The 18,973-nt window shown below is 66.4% G+C and carries 21 protein-coding genes and 1 tRNA gene; 10 read left to right on the forward strand and 12 right to left on the reverse strand.

Translation table 11 applies throughout. The features are described from left to right. The first annotated feature begins 17 nt into the window (after positions 1-17). From ACWGE0_RS25035 to ACWGE0_RS25045, 3 genes are all read left to right on the forward strand, one after another. A complete protein-coding gene (locus tag ACWGE0_RS25035) occupies positions 18-140 on the forward strand; it encodes a hypothetical protein (protein WP_269083663.1) in 123 nt (40 codons plus the stop codon). After that, entirely contained in the window at positions 137-1,240 is a 1,104-nt protein-coding gene (locus ACWGE0_RS25040; protein ID WP_452263327.1) for an ATP-grasp domain-containing protein, read from the forward strand. The genes ACWGE0_RS25035 and ACWGE0_RS25040 overlap by 4 nt, the downstream gene beginning before the upstream one ends. 119 nt (positions 1,241-1,359) lie before the next feature. Next, a tRNA-Leu gene (locus tag ACWGE0_RS25045) sits at positions 1,360-1,436 on the forward strand. A 286-nt stretch (positions 1,437-1,722) separates the two neighbouring features. Here ACWGE0_RS25045 and ACWGE0_RS25050 read toward each other — a convergent pair. Then, positions 1,723-2,688, reverse strand: a complete 966-nt coding sequence (locus ACWGE0_RS25050) for a NaeI family type II restriction endonuclease (RefSeq protein WP_452263328.1) — start codon at positions 2,686-2,688, stop codon at positions 1,723-1,725. 196 nt (positions 2,689-2,884) lie between these two features. After that, positions 2,885-3,370, reverse strand: a complete 486-nt coding sequence (locus tag ACWGE0_RS25055; protein WP_452263329.1) for a very short patch repair endonuclease — start codon at positions 3,368-3,370, stop codon at positions 2,885-2,887. 176 nt (positions 3,371-3,546) lie between these two features. On the opposite strand from ACWGE0_RS25055, the gene ACWGE0_RS25060 reads away from it, so the two are divergent. Then, on the forward strand, positions 3,547-4,842 hold the full coding sequence (locus tag ACWGE0_RS25060; protein ID WP_452263414.1) for a DNA cytosine methyltransferase: 1,296 nt from the start codon (positions 3,547-3,549) through the stop codon (positions 4,840-4,842). Between the two features lie 40 nt (positions 4,843-4,882). On the opposite strand, the gene ACWGE0_RS25065 is transcribed toward ACWGE0_RS25060, so the two are convergent. Then, entirely contained in the window at positions 4,883-5,650 is a 768-nt protein-coding gene (locus ACWGE0_RS25065) for a hypothetical protein (RefSeq protein ID WP_452263330.1), read from the reverse strand. 243 nt (positions 5,651-5,893) lie between these two features. On the opposite strand from ACWGE0_RS25065, the gene ACWGE0_RS25070 reads away from it, so the two are divergent. From ACWGE0_RS25070 to ACWGE0_RS25080, 3 genes are read left to right on the forward strand one after another with little or no spacing between them, the layout of a single operon-like run. Further along, positions 5,894-6,601: a hypothetical protein gene (locus tag ACWGE0_RS25070; protein ID WP_452263331.1), complete on the forward strand. Its 708-nt coding sequence runs from the start codon at positions 5,894-5,896 to the stop codon at positions 6,599-6,601. Continuing rightward, the gene (locus tag ACWGE0_RS25075) at positions 6,601-8,025 is read left to right on the forward strand and encodes a transcriptional regulator (RefSeq protein WP_452263332.1); all 1,425 of its coding nucleotides are present in this window, start codon (positions 6,601-6,603) and stop codon (positions 8,023-8,025) included. The genes ACWGE0_RS25070 and ACWGE0_RS25075 overlap by 1 nt, the downstream gene beginning before the upstream one ends. After that, positions 8,022-9,836, forward strand: a complete 1,815-nt coding sequence (locus ACWGE0_RS25080) for a DEAD/DEAH box helicase (protein WP_452263333.1) — start codon at positions 8,022-8,024, stop codon at positions 9,834-9,836. The genes ACWGE0_RS25075 and ACWGE0_RS25080 overlap by 4 nt, the downstream gene beginning before the upstream one ends. A gap of 27 nt (positions 9,837-9,863) precedes the next feature. On the opposite strand, the gene ACWGE0_RS25085 is transcribed toward ACWGE0_RS25080, so the two are convergent. Genes ACWGE0_RS25085 through ACWGE0_RS25095 form a run of 3 tightly spaced genes read right to left on the reverse strand, consistent with a single transcriptional unit; the run spans position 9,864 to position 11,211 of the window. After that, a complete protein-coding gene (locus tag ACWGE0_RS25085; protein ID WP_452263415.1) occupies positions 9,864-10,364 on the reverse strand; it encodes an SDR family NAD(P)-dependent oxidoreductase in 501 nt (166 codons plus the stop codon). Further along, complete coding sequence (locus ACWGE0_RS25090; protein ID WP_452263419.1) at positions 10,325-10,474, reverse strand: hypothetical protein; 150 nt, start codon at positions 10,472-10,474, stop codon at positions 10,325-10,327. Before ACWGE0_RS25090 ends, ACWGE0_RS25085 begins: the two co-directional genes overlap by 40 nt. Next, positions 10,471-11,211 carry an inositol monophosphatase family protein gene (locus ACWGE0_RS25095; protein ID WP_452263334.1) on the reverse strand — a complete coding sequence of 247 codons (741 nt, stop codon included), beginning with the start codon at positions 11,209-11,211 and terminating at the stop codon, positions 10,471-10,473. Before ACWGE0_RS25095 ends, ACWGE0_RS25090 begins: the two co-directional genes overlap by 4 nt. Positions 11,212-11,327: 116 nt before the next feature. Between ACWGE0_RS25095 and ACWGE0_RS25100 the strand changes: the two genes are divergently transcribed. Both ACWGE0_RS25100 and ACWGE0_RS25105 read left to right on the forward strand, forming a co-directional pair. Further along, positions 11,328-12,152, forward strand: a complete 825-nt coding sequence (locus ACWGE0_RS25100; RefSeq protein WP_452263335.1) for an SGNH/GDSL hydrolase family protein — start codon at positions 11,328-11,330, stop codon at positions 12,150-12,152. Beyond that, on the forward strand, positions 12,149-13,018 hold the full coding sequence (locus ACWGE0_RS25105; RefSeq protein WP_452263336.1) for an esterase/lipase family protein: 870 nt from the start codon (positions 12,149-12,151) through the stop codon (positions 13,016-13,018). The genes ACWGE0_RS25100 and ACWGE0_RS25105 overlap by 4 nt, the downstream gene beginning before the upstream one ends. A 405-nt stretch (positions 13,019-13,423) precedes the next feature. Here the strand turns inward: ACWGE0_RS25105 and ACWGE0_RS25110 are convergent, their stop codons facing one another. The 6 genes from ACWGE0_RS25110 to pqqA form a co-directional block, all read right to left on the reverse strand. Continuing rightward, positions 13,424-14,569 (reverse strand): PucR family transcriptional regulator, encoded by a 1,146-nt coding sequence (locus ACWGE0_RS25110; RefSeq protein ID WP_452263337.1) that lies wholly within the window; start codon positions 14,567-14,569, stop codon positions 13,424-13,426. An 18-nt stretch (positions 14,570-14,587) separates the two neighbouring features. Then, on the reverse strand, positions 14,588-15,463 hold the full coding sequence (gene pqqB / locus ACWGE0_RS25115) for a pyrroloquinoline quinone biosynthesis protein PqqB (protein ID WP_452263338.1): 876 nt from the start codon (positions 15,461-15,463) through the stop codon (positions 14,588-14,590). Next, positions 15,460-16,539 carry a pyrroloquinoline quinone biosynthesis protein PqqE gene (pqqE, locus tag ACWGE0_RS25120; RefSeq protein ID WP_452263339.1) on the reverse strand — a complete coding sequence of 360 codons (1,080 nt, stop codon included), beginning with the start codon at positions 16,537-16,539 and terminating at the stop codon, positions 15,460-15,462. The genes pqqB and pqqE overlap by 4 nt, the downstream gene beginning before the upstream one ends. Beyond that, entirely contained in the window at positions 16,532-16,810 is a 279-nt protein-coding gene (pqqD, locus tag ACWGE0_RS25125; RefSeq protein WP_452263340.1) for a pyrroloquinoline quinone biosynthesis peptide chaperone PqqD, read from the reverse strand. The genes pqqE and pqqD overlap by 8 nt, the downstream gene beginning before the upstream one ends. After that, positions 16,807-17,502 carry a pyrroloquinoline-quinone synthase PqqC gene (gene pqqC, locus ACWGE0_RS25130; protein WP_452263341.1) on the reverse strand — a complete coding sequence of 232 codons (696 nt, stop codon included), beginning with the start codon at positions 17,500-17,502 and terminating at the stop codon, positions 16,807-16,809. Before pqqC ends, pqqD begins: the two co-directional genes overlap by 4 nt. Before the next feature lie 94 nt (positions 17,503-17,596). Then, a complete protein-coding gene (gene pqqA / locus ACWGE0_RS25135) occupies positions 17,597-17,719 on the reverse strand; it encodes a pyrroloquinoline quinone precursor peptide PqqA (protein ID WP_166045134.1) in 123 nt (40 codons plus the stop codon). A 246-nt stretch (positions 17,720-17,965) separates the two neighbouring features. Between pqqA and ACWGE0_RS25140 the strand changes: the two genes are divergently transcribed. Next, complete coding sequence (locus ACWGE0_RS25140; protein WP_452263342.1) at positions 17,966-18,961, forward strand: PQQ-dependent sugar dehydrogenase; 996 nt, start codon at positions 17,966-17,968, stop codon at positions 18,959-18,961. Positions 18,962-18,973 lie beyond the last annotated feature (12 nt).

Below are 18,973 nucleotides of genomic sequence, written 5' to 3' on the forward strand. Positions count from 1 at the left end.
GGAGAGAGGTGATCCCGATGTCTCTCGAGGAGCTGGCCGCACAGCTTCGTCGCGGTGAGATCGAGGACCCCGCGTTGGCGCAGTACGCCGCAGAGTACGCGCAGGCGGGGCAGAGTTTCCGCAGCAAGAAGGACGATTGAGCAGGTCGGCTGACGGGCGGGTGCCAGGTGCCCCGTCCGAGGCTGCCAGGCCCCTGCTGTTGCAGGGCCAGGAGTACCTCTTCCGCTCACCGCCCAAATGCCTGGACTTCCAGGAACAGGTCCACCGCCTCGGCATGGTCGACGAGGGCGACGGCAACCCCCAACCCTGTGTGTTGGTGCTGGCCCGCGCCGCCGACATGGAGATGAACGAACTCTCCATCGCCCTGGCAGAGCGCGGCATCCGCATGGCCCGCATCGACGCCGACCGCTGCGTCGACCTTCCTCTCTCGGTCTACACCGACCAGCCCCTGATCGAACTGGACCGCTGGCTGCTGCGCCCACTGCTGGTCTGGCGCCGCCACTTCGAACTCTCCGCGGTCCCCGTCGAGCCAGGAACCCTGGCCGGCGCCTACGCCGTCGATCAATGGGCCTCAGTGGCCAACTGGCTGTCCTCACGCTCCGACTGGGCTCATGTGAACCCTTCGCGCTTCTCGACGCATCTGGACCGTCTGACGCAGCTTTCCGACGCGTCTTCCTTCGGCCTCCGCGTCCCTCGCACAGCCGTGACAACCCGCCCAGGCCGTACCCGCCCAGGCGGCGGCCGCTGCATCGTGAAAACCGCAGGCCGCCACCTGCTGGAACCACGCCCAGGCGTGCAACACGGCCTCTTCCCACGCCCGCTGGAAACCTCGCGCGCCTCAGACGCCCCCGAGCCGGCCCCGGTGATCGTCCAGGAGTACGTGCCCTCGGACACCGAACTGCGCGTTTTCGTGGTGGGAGAACGCTGCATCGCCTTCCAGGTCGACAAACTCGACCCGGCCCAACTCTGGGTGGACCCGGACGCAGTACGCGTGACACCAACCTCCGTGCCTTCTTCTTTGCAAGACCGCCTGTTGGCCCTGTCCCGCCACTGGCGCGTCCAGGTAGCAGCCTTCGACCTGCTGGTGACCGGCAACGACCACGTGTTCCTGGAGATCAACGTCAACTGCGACTGGCGCTGGTTCGAGCACCGGGCAGGCGACAACTCCGTCTCCGCCGCCGTGCACGACTGGGTGGCGCTGAGGTTCAAGGAGCTGCTCGGAGCCGGGAGGGGACGCTGATGTTCGGGTCCGTTCAACCCTTACCCGAATGCTCGTTCTAGTCCAATTCGCTGGGCCGTGCGGGCGAGAAACGACCATCCGCTCACACAGCCCGACGATCAAGGCTTAGGCTCCGCGTCGCCCCCGTAGCCCAATCGGTAGAGGCAGGTCCCTTAAAAGGATCACAGTACGGGTTCGAATCCCGTCGGGGGCACCACTTGAAAATAAGGCAGTTCATGCTGCCTGAACAGGTGTTTTACCGCTCATCCGCGTTGCTCGGCTGGCCCGTTCGGTCGAGCCTGCCACTCACTGGTGATGTGCGGGGAGTAGTCGGAGAGTAACCGCGAGTCGATCATGCTCAGCGCTTCCGGCGACGCCGGACGGAGTGATCTTGGTCGGGTGTCGTAGCGGCAGGTCAGGGACTTCTTCGGCGCGCGTGGTTACGCGCGGGGGGCGCGAAGCCGGTCTGACTGGCACTGATGTGCCAATCAGGGTGGTGTTCGTCACGAGGGCTCTTGGTTGGAGTCTGCTGCAGATGGCTGGCGCAGGAAGACGTCCGGTTTGAATCCGTGCGACTCCAGCTTCGCGTGGGGGACCGCGACCCATGCGTCGTTGCTGAGGTCGTGGCCGAGCTGGGCTGCTGCGTCGAGTTCCACATGCCACGTTCCGACCAAGACGACCAAGCCGTGTTCTTTCATGACATGTGGCTTGGCTTCGCGAGCTCGCCGCGTCGGGTCCTTCAGGCCGGCGCCCACTGTCTCGATGCTGCTTCGGGGGATGACCTTCTCCGGCAGATAACCGAACAAGGCGATCAGGCGCCGCCGAAGTCCATAGGGGCCGAAGACTTCGAGCAATTGCGCCGGGCTGAGGTTGCGCAGCGGCTCAGGCGGCAGATCGCTCCAAGGCACTACCTCAATGGCGTACTGCTTGATCGCGTCGGCGCGTGGACTGCGTTTGCCGTCGCGGTTGCCCTGTCCGCCGGTCAGCCATGCCCGGTGGGTGCGCATGAGCAGCGTGCGGAACTGATGTTGTCCAGCGTTGATCTGGACCATCAGGGTGATCTCGCACTGACCTTCCCGCGGGATCATCCAGGTCTTCCCGACGGTGCCTTTGATCTCCACGGGAATGCCGACGATCGTTGTGTCGAGAGGTGGCTCCTTCAGGAGTTTCAGGTGCTCGATGACGTGGTACTGCAGCTTGGTTCCGACGGAAGAGCGTTCGTCGGAGTCGACCTTGTCGCTCGTCAGGTCGAATCGCCAGGTTCGAGCCCCGTCGAGCACATAGCGGACCGCGTCATCGACCGCGGTGCGAAGCAGGATGGCGATCGGCTGCGCAGTCAGCCACGCGTGGACCTGCTGAAGCTCGTCGTCATCCGCCGGCGCGTCAATGATGTGCTCGTCGCGTGGCCCTGCCCGACGAGGCTCGGGCTGGCATAGATCACCTGGTGCTGGGAGCGGTCCGCTGGTCATCACATCCTTCTTAGCAGGCCTCGACTTGTGGAGCGCGTTGTTGCACAAGTTCAGTGGCCGCCGCTGATGCGTTCTTCTCAGCTTGGGCAGGCGCAGAGACGCGGGCGGAGATCGGGTGACGCTGTGGGGAGGCACAAGGTGCTCTTGTCCATCTGATTCCCGGGCTTCGGCGTGGTTCGTGCGCACACGCACGAGATCAGCTAGGTTCGAACCCGTGTTCGACGACGGTGGTGACCCGCTCCACTGCGGTGTCCAGGGATTCGTGTTCCCAGATGCGGATCACGGCCCAGCCCGCTGCGGACAGCACTTCGTCTGCCCGCCGATCACGCTCGACGTTGCGCCGCAGCTTCGGCGTCCAGTACCAGTCGTTGGTCGTCGGTTGACGGCCGTGCTCAGGGCATACGTGCCAGAAGCAGCCGTCGACGAAGACGGCGATCTTGCGCGCCGTGAAGACGATGTCGGGCCGGACTTTGACGCCGTCATCGAACCGCAGCAGGTGATCCTTCCGATAGCGCATTCCGCGCCGGTGCAGGGCACTACGCAGTGCAACCTCGGGCTTGGTTCCCGAGCGCCGATTGGCCTGCATGTTCCGCGATCGGCCCTCGTTCAGAGGGGCAGGGTAAACGCCGTCGGCATGAGCCCGCTCACGTCGAGTTCTGGGGTCTTCTTCGGGCACCGTCATCCCCACTGGCCGGCCGGGTTGGAACCAAAGACGTTGGTGCCGGAAGATACCCCAGTCTTGTCGTCCGCTTGTGACGCGAACAAACGAAGGGAGGGCCTGTGGAAGCCCCCGAGGCCGAGAAGCCGCTGAAGGTCGTTGAGATCTGTGCCGGCGCGGGTGGTCAGGCCCTTGGTCTCATGCAGGCCGGCTTCGAGCACGAGCTCGCGATCGAGCTGGATCCCACAGCAGCGAACACCCTTCGCGTGAACCTGCGAGCCTGGCATGGTCTCCCCGAGCGGCCAGAACTGTTCGCGACCAAGAGGGGCGGAAGCAAGAAGACTCCTCAGGTCCCGGCGCCCGTGGAGATCGTTGATCGTGTGATCACCGGTGACGTCGCGTCCAAGAAGGTCTGGGACAAGGCGCACGGTGCGAACCTGGCACTGCCGGAACATTTCGATCTTCTGGCTGGAGGAGTTCCGTGCCCCCCGTTCAGCCTGGCGGGCCAGCAGCACGGCTCGACTGATGAGCGTGACTTGTTCGCGTGGGCGGTGTACCAGTGTCAGACCCTTAAGCCCCGCGCTCTGCTTCTCGAAAACGTCCGGGGCCTCAGCATGCCCAGGTTCTCCGCCTATCGGCAGGAGATCCTCGACCAGTTGATCGACATGAAGTACGTCGCGGAGTGGCGGCTGCTGCAAGCTTCTGACTTCGGCGTGCCCCAGTTGCGGCCGCGGTTCGTTCTCGTGGCGCTGCAGGAAGAGTTCGCTCCGTACTTCCACTGGCCCGAAAAGCAGGGCGAGCCGCGTACGGTCGGTGAGACCCTCAAGGATCTCATGGGCGCTCGCGGTTGGAAGGGCTTGGACAAGTGGGTTGAGAAGGCCAACGGCATCGCACCCACCATCGTTGGCGGTTCGAAGAAGCACGGTGGCGCTGACCTCGGCCCAACTCGTGCCAAGAAGGCTTGGGAGCAGCTCGGGGTCGATGCGTGGGGCATCGCGAACGAGGCGCCGGCCGAAGACGAGGAGTTCGAGGTCGGGCCGAAGCTCACGACTGAAATGGTGCAGCTCCTGCAGGGGTGGCAGCCGTCCGAGTGGCAGTTCGTGGGGATGAAGACTTCCAGGTATCGCCAGGTGGGCAACGCTTTTCCGCCGCCGGTCGCCAAGGCGGTGGGGCTCGCGATCAAGTCGGCGCTGCTCAAGGAGGGTGACCCGGTTGATCGCGATGTCGACACCGAGCACGACCCGATCTATCGCGCGCTTCGCGACGCCGGCGACTTCCTGACCGCGGCGCAGATCTCGAAGGCGATCGGCAAAGAGCTCGAAGCGCACGAGTTGGAACACCGGATCTCGTTGCTGAACAAGGACTTCGAGGTTGAGATCGACGACAGCAAGCCCAGTGTCGCCAAGTTCAAACTGGGCAAGTTCAAGGCGTTCGTCGGGCAGGAGAACCATGTCCGCCACGACCTGTTCAGCAAGAACAAGTCGAAGATCAGCTGAGGTCAGAGCCCGCCGGCACAGTCCACCTGCACGTTTGCCGTCAAATGATCATCAGGAGCATGGCGTCGGCGTCGGCTGGTAGTTCGCAGTCGCGCAGTGCGATTGCCAGCCGGACGACGTGCGACTTCTCGTTGTCGCGGCCGTAGATCTGCATCAAGGTGTCGGCCAGTTCATCGTGCTGCTGGGCGCGGAAATGTGCGAGGCACAGCGCCACCTCGCGAGCGTCGAGATGCATGGACAGCTGCGACAGCAATGTCAGAGCTTGCTCGTGGCGTCCTCGCGTAGTCAGTTCGATTGCCTCGATCGCCGCCTGTGGTGCGGGGTGCCCGGCAAACTCGGTGCCCTGCCGGTCCCCTGCCGTGCGGGGGACCGGCAGGGCGGCAGTCTCCGCCTTGGCCGCCATCAGTTCGAGGACCTGTTGCTTCAGTTTCTCGATCTTGCGTGCGCTGGCCTCTGCGACCTTGTTCTGGGTCTCGCGCAGGCGCTTGTCGGTTGCTTCCGCCTCCTTGTGCAGGATGATCAGCTCCTCGCAGGTCAGGGGCAGAGTCGTGCTGGTGTAGCCGCCGATCCGTGTGTGGAAGTCCCTCGTGAAGCGCGCCGATGGCACGTTGTCGCCCTTGAAGTACCTGCTGAAGCTCGACGGGCCTACCCGGCCGGCCCCCATGCCCCTGAGAAATCGGGCGTGGGACAGCCGCTTGCCGTTCTGATTGGGGATGCAGTCGAACAGGTCACGCAACGCCTGGGCGAGCCTCTGCCGAGGTTCGGGCAGGTCCTTGCTGATCTCAGAGGTCCAAACTCCGGACTGCATCCCCACCCCTTGTTATGCGCGTGCAGTTCCGCCTGACTGTACGCCGTCTGCGTAGACACGGATGTTCCAGAATGTATCGCGCAACACGAAAATTTCGTTTCTTGTTGCGCGATGCATTGCTCATCAAGAATTGCTTGGATCAAGTCCATGGGGCGTGCTCTTCTTGTCTTAGGCGCCGTTAGGTGCACACGGCACTCACGGCGCCGTGTACGTAAGCTCGTTACTTGGCTCAGGGGAGGAACCATGACGATGCCCTCGTGGAGGGACGCGGAGAGCAAGCGCGGCAGCATGGTGAGAGGTGCGCTGTGGCTAGTGCAGCAAGTTGGTGTCGGTGGCATCTTCACGAAGACCGATCTGCGTGAAGCCTTTCCGGACATCTCGCAGATCGACCGCCGGCTGCGTGACCTGAGGGACTACGGCTGGCAGATCGACACGTACCGTGAAGACCCTGGGCTGAAGCAGGACGAACAGCGCCTGGTCAAGGTTGGTGCAGAGGTGTGGATTCCTGGCCAGGCGAAGACTGTCAAGCCGAAGCTCGGGGTCACTGCGGCGCAGCGCCAGAAGGTGATGGAGGGCGACGGCTGGCTCTGCCGGTCGTGCGGCATCGCGGGCGGGGACAGCTTCGACGACGGGGCGACGGCGCAACTCGACATCGCACGGCGTCAGGTTCTTCTTCCTGACGGCACCGAGGAAACCCAGTTGAGCACTGAGTGCAACAAATGCCGCGTCGGGGGGCGTGGCAGCATCGTGGATCTCGGAGGGATTCTGCGTCTGATGGAATCTCTCAGCCCGCTGGAGAAGAAGATCTTCGGCGCCTGGCTCTCCGCGGACGAACGGCGGCTCCGTGGCCTGGAACGGCTGTGGGGCCTTTATCGCGCGATGCCGGCGGACTCCCGTGCGGCTGTGCGGCGCGAAGTCCTCGGGGACGAAGAACTTGGAGTGAGGATTTGATGCATCGGGAATTTCCTCCGCCACCCCGTGCCGCTGAGTTCAGCGAGCTGGTGAAGAAGAGGCTCGCGGAGGTGAAGGACGCCGGCGGGACGCGCGAGACCGTGACGGTCGACTGGAACGGCCAGCTGCTGCACGTCGACGTGATCGAGTCACCGCTCAGCAGCCTGTACTTCAACCCCGCGACGCACCGCATCCGGGCGCAGCGCACGCACGACCCGAAGCGGGACGCGGAGCTGGACGCCGACCCCTACAGTGCGCCGAGCCAGGACTACCTGAAGTACCTGCTGCAGGCCTCGCCGGCGGATCCGCAACGAAGGGACGCCGAGTTCGACGACCTGTTGGAAAGTCTGCAGAAGTACGGTCAGAACGAACCGGGGCTCATCACGCACCAAGGTGTTCTGGTCAACGGCAACACACGTGCGGCCGCATTGCGCGAGCTCGGCAAGCAGTCGATGCGCGTCGGCGTGCTGCCGGAGTCGTTCACGTCTGCGGACGTTGACTCGGTCGAGCTCGCACTGCAGCTGCGCGATGACCATCGGCGCGACTACTCGTACATCAACAGGTTGTTGGCGATGGAAGAGCAAGCTGCGTACGGGCTGACGCCGGAGGCGATCGCCAAGCAGTTTCGGGTCCGCGTTGAGACTTATCGCATGGACAGGTGGATTCTCGGCGTGATCTACGACCAGATCGAGAGGAGCAAGGAACACGGAGTCGCGCTGAGGCTGATCGACTTCGAGAAGGACCAGGAGAAGTTCAAGGAGCTGCACCGCGCCTACCACAAGTTGAGGGCGATCGACCCGGACCGTGCTGACGTCTTCATGGAGACGAGGCTCGCCGCGATCAGCCTTGGGTTCGCGAAGACCGACGTGCGCCTCATCGAAGACGGTGAAGAGTTCTGGGAGAAGTATCTGGAGGAGAGGCTGCCCGCGGAATTTGCCCCCGCCGAGTCCAACAGCGCGTCGGTGAGCATTCCTGGCCTGGACCTCAGCGTTGCAGGTAGTTCCAGTGCAGTCTCTGCTGCCCGCGCCCTCACTGACCAGATCCTCAAAGCAAAGGCGGCACGGGGAGCGGCTGGCGTTCTGCCGGACGAGGACATTCGCGTCTCTGGCGAGGCTTACAGCCAGCTCAAGGATGCGTTCGACTTGGCACTCGAGACAGCGGGACGAAGCGCTCGTCTCAAGAAGCGCAAGCAGATGGCACCGGCTCGGCTGGCTGATGCCAGTGCGAGCATTGACCAGTGCGTTGCCGATCTCGTGCAAGCGCGCAGCTCGCGCTCGCTCGACGAGGAGGCGTTCGACGATGCTGTGCTGAAGCTGCGGGACAGTCTCCGCAAGCTCGCCAAGCAAGCCGGACGGGGCCTGCAGGATCCCGGTGATGGTGTGGCATGGCTGCTCGACGCGACCTCGCCTGGAGGAATTCGGTGAACAACGGCCAGATGGAGCCGTCTCTGCGCCTCGACTTCGACGAAACGCGGACCAAGGTCACCATGAGGACAGTGCAGCCGCACCGTGACGACCTTGTGCGACTGGCGACGCGTTTCCGCACCGGGGCGCAGCTCGGCCCGCTGGCGATCACCGTCGACCTCGACGACCTTCTCTCCCAGCTGGGGCTGCTTTCCAACTGGCCCAGCCCGGCCAGTGTGCAGTGGGCGGACGAGCTCGCTGAGCTCGTCCGCAGCAACGTTGAGGACTCCACGGCGGTACGGCGGCAGCTGGACACACCCGGCCAGACCAGCGCGGTTGACCCCGAGGACGTCGTGTTCCTACTGGGGGACGATTGGAAGGGCGACCTCCGTGGGTTCCAGCAGAGGGACATCGCAAAGCTGCTGTCCCTGCGGCACGGTGCCAACTTCAGCGTGCCTGGCGCGGGAAAGACGAGGGTCGGCCTGGCGGTCTTCGCGGCTCAGCGCGCTCAGGGCAGCGCTGAGCGTTTGCTCGTCGTATGCCCCAAATCCGCGTACGAGTCGTGGCAGTTCGAGAGCATGGAGTGCTTCGGAAGGCCGCTGCGCACACAGTTGTACGAGCGCTCCATCGAGCCGGACACCCAGGTTCTGATCATCAACTACGAACGTCTGGCCAGGGCTTCGACTGCACTCGCGGCCTGGTTGAAGGCCGGGCCTTCAATGATGATCCTCGATGAGGCGCATCGGATGAAGCTCGGCACCCGCGGTGCCTACGGTTCTGCCTGCATGGCGCTCGGGCCACTTGCTCGCCGTCGGCTGATCCTCACCGGCACCCCGGCCCCCAACGGGGCCAAGGACCTTGAAAGCCTCATGGGCTTCGCGTGGCCGGGGTACGGCCATCGAACCGTTGCGAGCGCCGTAGCGGGCGGCGACCTGGCGCGCGCGAGCACTGTGCTCCGGCCGTTGTTCGTACGTACTACGAAGCTTGAACTCGGGCTGCCTCCGATGGAGACGAAGGTTCGCTATGTGGACATGCCCGCGCTCCATGGTGAGATCTACGACGCCATCGTGGGAAAGGAAGCGAGTCGCTCAGGCCGCGATGACCTCACCGCGCTGGGAAAGACCGCGCTGCGTTTGCTGATGGCCGCGACGAGCCCGGCGCTGCTGGTAGAAGGCGGCACGAGGTACGAGCCGCTCGAGTACCAACTGCCGCCGCTCGACGTTCCTGAAGGCGACTCGCTGCCCTCGCTGCTGAAGAGGCTGCCGGACTACGAGCTGTCCCCGAAGTACCAGGAAGCCGCCGCGATCGTCGCCGAGAACGCCGCGCGAGGCCGGAAGACACTGGTATGGACGACATTCGTGCGCAGCCTCACCACGCTGCACAGGCTCCTGGCCATGTTCGAGCCTGCCATGGTCCATGGCGGGACGGTTGAACGCGCTGAGGAACTTGACCGCTTCCAGAACGACCCAGATTGCATGGTTCTCGTGTCGAACCCGGCGACCCTGGGCGAAGGCATCAGCCTCCACCAGGTCTGCCACGACGCGGTCTACGTCGATCGGGACTTCGTTGCCGGTAGGTTCTTGCAGAGCCTCGACCGCATCCACCGGCTCGGTCTCGCCGCCGATGTCGAGACGCGGGTGACCGTGCTCGCCGCGCGCGGGACGATCGACGAAGTCGTCGAACTTCGCCTCGCGAAGAAGCTCGAGTTCATGGGCAAGATCCTCGACGATCCTTCGGTCCAGCAGCTTTCCGATCTTGAAGAGGAGCCCGCGGTGGCCAGCGGTCTGGAGTCCAGTGACGTCCAAGCGCTCTTGAACCACATCGTCAGGTGATCGGGAAGCGCTGAACCGTGAGTGCGGCTACCAGGTCGGGCGGGCCGTGACGCCGCCGTCCACCACCAGGTCGTGGCCGGTGATCCACGACGCCAAATTGCTCGCGAGGAACACACACGCGTTGCCGATGTCGTCCGGAGAACCCAGCCGGCTCAACGGTGCTGCCGCCTGCCACCGCGCGACGCCTTCCGGCCATTGCGTTTCGATGCCGGGGCGGGCGATCAGGCCTGGCGAGACCGTGTTCACGCGGATGCCGCGCGGGCCGTACTCCAGCGCCGCGGCACGCGCGTGCATGATCAGGGCGGCCTTCGAGGCGGCGTAGTGGGCGTGGCCCGGTGCCGGTTGGGAGCCCTCAATGGACGCGATGTGCGTGACCGAGCCGCCTGCAGGGAGGTGGTGCACGGCGGCCTGGGTGACGGCGAACGGGGCCGTCAGGTTGGTGTCCACAACGGACTGCCACTGCTCGATCGTCATGTCCGGCAACGGTTCTACGGGTTGGACGCCTGCGTTGTTGACGACGGCGTCCAGGCGGCCGTGCTGTTCGAAGGCGGCGGAGACCACGCGCTGGCTGCGATGCCGGTGCCGATGGTGCCGTCGGTTCCGGTGACCAGCACGACCTTGCCGTTGAGATCGATCACGTGACGATGCCTTCCAGTCGTTCGGCGAGCCAGTCGACGATCTCACCGCGGCCGGCCACGAATCCGTCGCGGCCGACCTCGCAGAACGTGCCGCCCGCCTCGCGGACCAGCACTGCGCCTGCCGCGACGTCCCACGGGTGGATGCCGAGGTTGGCCGCGGCGTCCGCCCGGCCGGCCGCGACCCAGGCGAGCGACAGGGCGGTGGAGTAGACGCGGCGCACGTCGGCGATGTTCATCAGCTCGCCCAGCAGGTCCATCTCGCCGTGATACGGGGTGCCGGGCAACGGGATGTCGGTCAGCACGAGCGGCCGCGGGCTCACACCCGGAGTGATCGTCAGGCCGCTCGACCGCACGCTGAACGGCACACCACGAGCCGCCGTGAACAGCTCGTCGCGGAACGGGTCGAGCACGCAGCCCGCGATGAGCGAGCCTTCGACCGCCGCCGCCACCGAGATGCACGACAGCGGGATGCCGCGCACGAAGTTCCGCGTGCCGTCGATCGGGTCGACGTACCAGGTGATCCGCGCGGTGGAGCTGCCGAGCTCCTCGCCGACCACCGCCGAGCCGGGGGCGCCGGCCACGAGTGCTCGGCGCAGGAACGCCTCCAGTTCCAGGTCGGCAGAGCTGACCTGGTCGAACGTGCCCTTCAGCGCGACGTCGACCGGCATGTCTTGCAACAGCTTCGCCGCATCCACGCAGGACTGCGCGGCCAGCGCGAGGAGTTCCCCAGGAGTCACGGCTCCATTGTGATGCGTCACAAACACGACCGGATGACTCTGGGCAACGTCCCACCCGCTCAAGTGACCAGTGCCACCACGATGAGCAGACCTGACGATGACGTTGGAGGTTCGGGATGCGGATCGTGGCCGGGTTGGCGTTCGTGGCGGCATTGGTCGCTGGAACAACCACAGCACAGGCGGACACCCTCGACTACGTGGCACTCGGCGACTCGGCGGCGGCGGGGCCGCTGATCCCGAACCAGGATCCGGCGCTGTGGTGTCTGCGCAGCGACCGCAACTACCCGCAGGTCGCGGCGAAACAGCTCGGGGCGACGCTCACCGACGTCACCTGCTCCGGCGCCAAGACCGATGACTTCGCGGGCCGCCAGTTCGGCTTCGTCGCGCCGCAGTACGACGCGCTGAAGTCGTCCACCGACCTCGTGTCGCTGACGATCGGCGCCAACGACATCGGGCTGTTCCAGACCGCGTTGAGCTGCATCAACCTCCTGCCCGAACCGGCAGGCCTCTCCTGTCAGGACCGCTACAACGCGGGCGGCACGGACCAGCTCGCCGCCGCCGTCGCTGCGTGGGCCCCGGAGTTCGGCGCCGCGCTGGACGAGATCAAGCGGCGCTCCCCGAACGCGAAGCTGCTGGTCAGCGGCTACGGCACCTACATCAGGCCGGGCGGCTGCTACCCGCGCCAGCCGGTGTGGGGCCGCGATGGCGACTACCTGCAGAGCGTGATGAACCGGATCAGCGCGACGGCCAGGGCGGAAGCCGCCAAGCGCGGCGCGACGTTCGTGGACTTCGCTGCGGTGACCGTCGGGCACGACATCTGCGCGGCGCCCGCTGACCGTTACCTGGAGGGCCTGATCCCGACGACGATCGCCGCGCCGCTGCACCCGAACGCGGCGGGCATGCAGGCGTTCGGAACCGCGGTCGCCAAGGCCGCCAGGTGATCGCCTTACTGCTCGCGGCGGGGCTGACCCTGGCCCCGATGCCGGTCACCTACCACTCGCTGCCCGCGGTCGCCGTCAGCATCAGCCACCCCGGCGCGGCGCCGCCCGGTGCGAACGACTGGGCGTGCCGAAGCTCCAAGCGGCCGGTCGTGTTGCTGCACGGCACGCACGCCAACATGGCGCTCAACTGGAACGCGCTGTCGCCTCTGCTGAAGAACAACGGCTACTGCGTCTTCGCGTTGAACTACGGCGGGCTGCGGTTCGGACAGGTCGCGGGAACCGGCCCGATCGAGGACTCGGGCGTGGAACTGGCCGCGTTCGTCGACAGGGTGCTGGCTGCGTCCGGAGTGTCCGAAGTGGACCTCGTCGAGCACTCGCAGGGCGGCCTGCTCGCCCAGTACTACGCGAAGTTCCTCGGTGGCGCTGCGAAGGTGCACGACGTCGTCGGGCTCGCGCCCACGAGCCACGGTTCGGACGCGGCCGGCTTCGACCGGTGGATCTGGTCGCTGCTCCAGGTGTTCCCCGCGCTGGAAGGTGTCATCAGCGCCACCGATCCCGCTGCGCTGCAACAACTTCGCGGCTCGCCGTTCATGAACCGGATGAACATCACCCCGGACGTCGTGCCGGGCGTGCGGTACACGACGATCGCCACCCGCTACGACGGCATCGTCACGCCGTACCGGTCGCAGTTCCTGGACGGCGGACGCAACATCGTGCTGCAGGACCTGTGCGCCAACGACTTCGCCGACCACCTGGCGCTGGCGTTCGACCACGTGGCGCTGCGCGAGGTGCTCAACGCCCTGGATCCGCCGGCCGCGCGGGCGCCGGACTGCTCGACTCCGGTCTGGCCGCTGCTGGGCGGCTGATCTTGTCGGACCGCGTGAGTACGTTATGACGCAGGGGTTCCCAGCGAGGGGGTACCCCTGCGTCAGCGTGCCCGGCGTGCTGCAAGGGCGGCGTGCAGCAGCGTGGCGGGCTCGCTCTGCAGTCGGGTCGAGCCAGGTCAGCTGCGCCTCACGTCGGTGTGCCCCGCCTGCTGTCAGGGGCCGTGGCCAGCTGGGGAGTGCTCGATCCGATTGGGTCGAGGCGGGTCAGTTCGGTCTCATGTCTTGTGCGTCAGCGTGCCCATGCAGCGGTCGGCAAGGTAGGCGTGTTCGATCCGCGTCGGGGTCCAGCAGGGTCGGCTCGGCAGCCCATGGCGCGCCGCCAAGGGCTGCGGCCAGCGCAGTGAGGTGCTCGATCGGCGTTGGATCCAGCAGGGCTCGCGTCCGTCAGCGTGCCCGGCGCGCCGCCAAGGCCGCCGCCAGCAGCGTGACGTGCTCGATGCGCGTCGGATCCAGCCCGGTCAGCTCCGCCACCCGCCGCAACCGGTAGTCCACCGTGTTCGGATGCACGTGCAGCTCCGAAGCCGCCGGCCGCCGCGACCCGCGCTGCAGATAGACCTCGAGCGTCTCCACCAGCTCGTCGGACAGCGGGGCGACGACCGCGGCCAGCGGTTCCAGCGCCGCGCTCGGCCGGGACAGCTGGTACTCGAGCAGCACGTCGGTAAGCCGGTACAAGCCGGGACCTGAGCGCACCGCGACGGAAAGCACCTCGCGGGCAAGGCGAGCGGCCGCCGCGACCCCGGAGGGAGGGGCCGCGGCCGCCGCCACCGTCAGAGCCACGCCGGCCACCCGACCCACGTCGGCCACGATCTGGTCCAGGCGCGCGTCGTCACCGGGCACCAGTGCCAGGCCGCCGGCTGGGGTGAGTGAGGACAGCACGGGTTCGCGGCTGTGGCGTTCCAGCTCGGTTCGCAGCCGACGGAGCTTGCGGCGCCCGGCCACCGCCGCGTCCACGCCGTCGAGCAGTTCGTCGGGGTGCGGCGGTACGTGCATGGCCAGCACGACCATCGGGCCGTCGGCGTCGCGCGTGCCGTCGAGCAGGCCGGTCAGCAGCGTGTGGCGGGCGGATCGTTCGTCGTCGAACATGGTCTGGCGCTCGTCGAGGTACCCGGCGCTCACCACCGGCGTCACGACCTGCAGGTAGCGCATGGCCAGCGAGTTGAGGGCCAGCACCTCGCCCACCTCGTCCGGGCGCGCTTCGGGCACCAGCACGTCCCAGACCACCTGGATGCCCACGTGGTACGCCGTCAGCACGACGTCGACGGGCACGCCCTCCTCGGCGCGCCGGGCCGCGGACTCGCGCAGGAACCGCAGTTCGTCGGGGGACGGCAGTTCGCGGGTGCGCAGGACTTCGGCGAACGCACGTAGCGTTCCCTCGATCACGCGGGTGATGTCGCCGGTCAGCTCCTCGGTGGGCAGCTGCTGGTAGGCGGGCACGCGTTCGGTGATCTCCGCGAGCACGAGCCGCACGAACGACGGCAGCTCCGCGAGGAGACGCGAGGCCAGCGGACGTCCACCGATCACAAAGGACATCCGCCGATTCTTGCCTATCTAGAGCTCGATCACCGTGCCGTCGAGCGGAACCTCGACACCGGCTTCCCGCAGCGCCGAAGATTCAGGAGACGAGGGGTCCAGCACGGGGTTGGTGTTGTTGAGGTGCGTGTACATCCGCCGCACGTGAGGAAACCGCCGCAGCGAGGGCAGGCTCGCGGTGATCGGCAGGTGGCCCATGGCGGCTTGCCCGGACGAGCTGCCGGTCGCCGTGCCCATCTCCGACGCCGCGTAGAACGTGCCGTCCAGCAGCAGGCATTGAGCGTCGGCCACCACCTCGTCGAAGCCTTCCGGCCACGACGCGAGGCATGGTGCGTAGACCAGCACACCGCCAGAAACGGGGTCCTGAAAGCGGTAAGCCACTACCCAGGGGCCGTCCACAGTGGACGACCGGGCGTACTTCGGGCGCTTGTCACTGATCGGGATCGCGGTCACGATCAAGCCGTCGAGATCGAACCGGTTCGAGGCCTCCTGCCACTTCAACGGCGAGTACCCGTCGATCACCGTGCGCAGGTCGAACTGGTCCTGCAACGCGTGCAGGACGGCACCGGGAGCCCACACCGTCAAACCGGCCCCGCCGCGCAACGTCAGCAGGCCCAGCGTGTGGTCCAGCTCGGCGTCGGTGAACAGGGCACCGCGCAACGGCGTGTCCCGGCGTCCGGGGCCGGGGTTCAGGAAAGAACAAGCGGTGATCTGAGTGCGGATGTCCGGGGAGGCGTTGACCAGCCACCAGTCGGTGCCGTTGCCGCTGATCGCCAGGCAGTCCTGGGAACGCGAGGGCAACGAACCGGAACGGGCGCGCACGCACAGGTCGCACGCGCAGTTCCATTGCGGGAAGCCGCCACCGGCCGTCGTGCCGAGCAGAACCGCTTTCAACTCATCTTCCTCATCGCCATCGCGGGCACGACACCCGGCGTCATCTCGGTCTCCAGGATCAGGTCCACAGTGGACCGCTCAGGAGACAGCGAGCACACCGGGTCGGTCGCTGCGGCGTCGCCGGTCAGCTGGAACGCCTGGCAGCGGCACCCGCCGAAGTCGATCTCCTTGCGCGGGCACGAACGGCAGGGGTCCTTCATCCACTCGAAGCCGCGGAAGGCGTTGAACGACGACGAGTTGTGCCAGATCTCGTGCAGCGACGAGTTCTGCACGTTCTCGATCGTGAGCGACGAGATCACCGTGGCGGCGGGACAGGGGAGGACGTCGCCATTCGGTGCCACCGTCAGCTGTCGGGCGCCCCACCCGTACATGCAGGGTTTCGGGTGCGCCTCGTGGTAGTCCGCGATGACGTAGACGATCTCCATCTGGCCACGCAAGCGCTCCTGGGCCGCGGCGACGATCGGGTCGGCGACCGCGAGCTGTTCCCGCGTCGGCAGGAGGACCGCGCGGTTGCGCAGCGCCCAGCCGTAGTACTGGGTGTTGGCGAGCTCCAGGCGTTCGGCGCCCATCTCCTCGGCCATCGCGATGATGCCGGCGATGTTGTCGAGGTTCTGGCGGTGCAGCACGGTGTTGACGGTGAGTGGCAGGCCTTCCTCACGGATGTACGCCGCGGCCTCCACCTTCCGGTCGAACGCCTTGATGCCCGCGATCCGGTCGTTGCCGGCGCGCGTCGCGTCCTGCAGGGAGAGCTGCACGTGGTCGACACCGCGAGAAGCCAGATCCCGCAACCGGTCCCGGGACAGACCTACTCCCGACGTGACCAGGTTGACGTAACAGCCGAGGCTGTTCGCGTGCGCCACGAGCTCGGGCAGGTCCGGTCGCAGCAACGGTTCGCCGCCCGACAGGTGGATCTGCAGGCAGCCCAGCGAGCGGGCCTGGTCGAAGACCCTGCGCCACGACTCGGTGTCCAGCTCGGCGTTGCGGCGCACCAGCTCGACCGGGTTCGAGCAGTAGCCGCACTGCAACGGGCAGCGGTGCGTCAGTTCGGCCAGCAGACCGAAAGGAGCCTCAGCCATCGACGTCCACCACCCTGCGCTCGACCAATCGCACCACCAGTTCGACCACGTCCTCTGGCTGCACGCCGTCGTACTCATCAGCCAGCAGAAGAGCGATGTCGCCGACGGATCGAACGCCATCGCACAGCGCCACAACGGAAGCAGCGGTCTCGTTCAGCACCAGCACGCCCTCGGGGAACAGCACGACGTGCGCCGACCGGATCTGGTCGTAGGTGCACTTCACACCGCGCCGGATGTGCGGCACGGCGTCCAGCGCGACGACGGACGTCACGGCTTGCCCTTGCCCGAGTAGTAGTCGACCGCGTCCAGCACGGCCCGCAGCACGTCGCACTTGAACGACAGCGCGGACAGGGCCGCCAGCTGCTGCTCACGTGAAACCGCGTGCTCGACCACGATGTCCACAGTGGCCCGCCCCTCACCGGCGACCGCCTGGATGCGGTTGGTGAAGTAGGCGAAACCCTCCTCGGCGATCCACGGGTACTGCTCGCGCAAGGCCGCCAAACGCTTGCGCATCAACGCACCCGAGAACATCTCGGTCAGACCGGAGGCAACGGCCTCCACCCACGGCTTGGTACGCGCGAAGTTCACGTAGGCGTCCACGGCGAACCGGGTGCCGGGCAGCACGTGGCGTTCGTCGAGCACCTCCTCCCGCGTGAGCCCGACGGCTTCCGCGAGGCGGATCCAGTTCTCGGCGCCGCCCTCGCCCGGCTTCGTGCCGTCGTGCCAGATGATCCGCTCGCGCCACTGCCGGCGGATGTCCGGCAACGGGCAGTTGGAGAGGATCGCGGCGTCCTTCTGGGCGATGCAACGCTGGTAGTACCAGCGGTTCGCGGCCCACGCCTGCAGCTCGTGCTTGCTCAGCTGACCCGCGTGCATGCGCAGGTGGAACGGGTGACTGTCCCAGTACCGGGGTGCGAGGGCGCGGAGTTCGGCGACGAACTCCTCAGGAGGAACGGCAGTCATTGGCGGAAACTCCTCGGTCAACCAGGAAGAGACGCGGCGAGGCGTGGGGCCGGGGCTCCCGGCAGAAGTCGGGAACCCCGGCGAAAGCCCGACGTCAGCTGCGGGCTGCGTAGGCGGTGACCTCCATCGGCGTCTCGAAGTCGCGGAAGTCGGGCTTGACCCATTCGCGCTTGACCTCGGGAAGCTTCGTCTCGGTGGTGGTGACGGCAACGTTCATGGCGCAACTCCTCGGGTCTCCGGCCTGCATGCCCGAAGTTGGGCGTGCAAGCGCTTTCCGTGGGGCGCGGCGGCGAACCACACGGTATGTCTTTCGCCCCGTCAAGGTCTAGACCGTACATAAAGTTACCTAAAGTCATCGGATGGGTTACCCGATCGGCGGATGCGAGCTCGACTACACACCGTGGTTGTATCTGGATGCCCTCCTCCGTCGCCGCACGACGCGAAAGTTTGAGGGGTCAGCACAATGGGTGCTCGTCGAAGTGCTTACGTCGGCGTCCTCGCACTTGCGGTAGGACTGTCCAGCGGCACGCTGGCGTCCGCGGCCGAGAGCGGCGAAGTCGGCACGATGGCCGTGAAAACCATCGCCAGCGGTCTCAAGCAGGCCTGGAGCATCGACTTCCTGCCGGACGGCACCGGCATCTTCACGCAGAAGGACGCCAAGACCGTCTCCACCATCACCAAGGACGGCAAGGTCACCAAGGTCGGCGACATCCCCGGCATCTCGGTGACCAAGGAAGCCGGCCTGCTGGGCATCGCGGTGTCGCCCTCGTACGCCGCGGACAAGACGCTCTTCCTCTACTACACCACCGGGAGCGACAACCGGATCGCCACGTGGCAGATCGGCGGCGGGGCTCCGAAGCCCATCGTCACCGGAATTCCGCGCGGCTCGCAGTTCCACCACGGCGGCCGCATCAAGTTCGGTCCCGACGGGTTCCTCTACGCCGGTACCGGTGACGGCCAGAACGGTGACAACGCGCAGAACAAGAACTCCTTGGGCGGCAAGGTCCTGCGCATGACCAAGGACGGCAAGGCGGCGCCCGGCAACCCGTTCAACTCGCTGGTCTACTCCTACGGCCACCGCAACGTGCAGGGCCTGACCTGGGTCGGCACGCAGCTCTACGTCTCGGACATCGGTGCCAGCAAGGTGGACGAGCTCAACAAGATCGACGCCGGCAAGAACTACGGCTGGCCGAAGTGCGAGGGCTCCTGCGGCACCTCCGGCATGACGAACCCGGTCAAGCAGTGGCCGACCTCGTCCGCCACGCCGTCCGGCCTCACCACCTACAAGGGCTCGCTGTACATGGCCTCCCTCAAGGGCGGCACGTACAAGCTCGACACCAACGGCAACGGCGGCAAGATCTACACGAACCTCGGCCGCACGCGTGACGAGGTCGCGGGTCCCGACGGATCACTGTGGGTGATCACGCCCGGCGGCATCCACCTCGCCGACGGCAGCTGATACCGGAAGCTC

The sequence above is a fragment of the Lentzea sp. NPDC054927 genome (assembly GCF_053610285.1).

Coding starts and splice junctions, on each gene's coding strand:
- ACWGE0_RS25035 (WP_269083663.1), top strand. CDS start 18: ATGTCTCTCGAGGAGCTGGCCGCACAGCTTCGTCGCGGTGAGATCGAG.
- ACWGE0_RS25050 (WP_452263328.1), bottom strand. CDS start 2,688: ATGACCAGCGGACCGCTCCCAGCACCAGGTGATCTATGCCAGCCCGAG.
- ACWGE0_RS25055 (WP_452263329.1), bottom strand. CDS start 3,370: ATGACGGTGCCCGAAGAAGACCCCAGAACTCGACGTGAGCGGGCTCAT.
- ACWGE0_RS25060 (WP_452263414.1), top strand. CDS start 3,547: ATGCAGGCCGGCTTCGAGCACGAGCTCGCGATCGAGCTGGATCCCACA.
- ACWGE0_RS25065 (WP_452263330.1), bottom strand. CDS start 5,650: ATGCAGTCCGGAGTTTGGACCTCTGAGATCAGCAAGGACCTGCCCGAA.
- ACWGE0_RS25070 (WP_452263331.1), top strand. CDS start 5,894: ATGACGATGCCCTCGTGGAGGGACGCGGAGAGCAAGCGCGGCAGCATG.
- ACWGE0_RS25075 (WP_452263332.1), top strand. CDS start 6,601: ATGCATCGGGAATTTCCTCCGCCACCCCGTGCCGCTGAGTTCAGCGAG.
- ACWGE0_RS25100 (WP_452263335.1), top strand. CDS start 11,328: ATGCGGATCGTGGCCGGGTTGGCGTTCGTGGCGGCATTGGTCGCTGGA.
- ACWGE0_RS25110 (WP_452263337.1), bottom strand. CDS start 14,569: ATGTCCTTTGTGATCGGTGGACGTCCGCTGGCCTCGCGTCTCCTCGCG.
- pqqE (WP_452263339.1), bottom strand. CDS start 16,539: ATGGCTGAGGCTCCTTTCGGTCTGCTGGCCGAACTGACGCACCGCTGC.
- pqqC (WP_452263341.1), bottom strand. CDS start 17,502: ATGACTGCCGTTCCTCCTGAGGAGTTCGTCGCCGAACTCCGCGCCCTC.
- pqqA (WP_166045134.1), bottom strand. CDS start 17,719: ATGAACGTTGCCGTCACCACCACCGAGACGAAGCTTCCCGAGGTCAAG.
- ACWGE0_RS25140 (WP_452263342.1), top strand. CDS start 17,966: ATGGGTGCTCGTCGAAGTGCTTACGTCGGCGTCCTCGCACTTGCGGTA.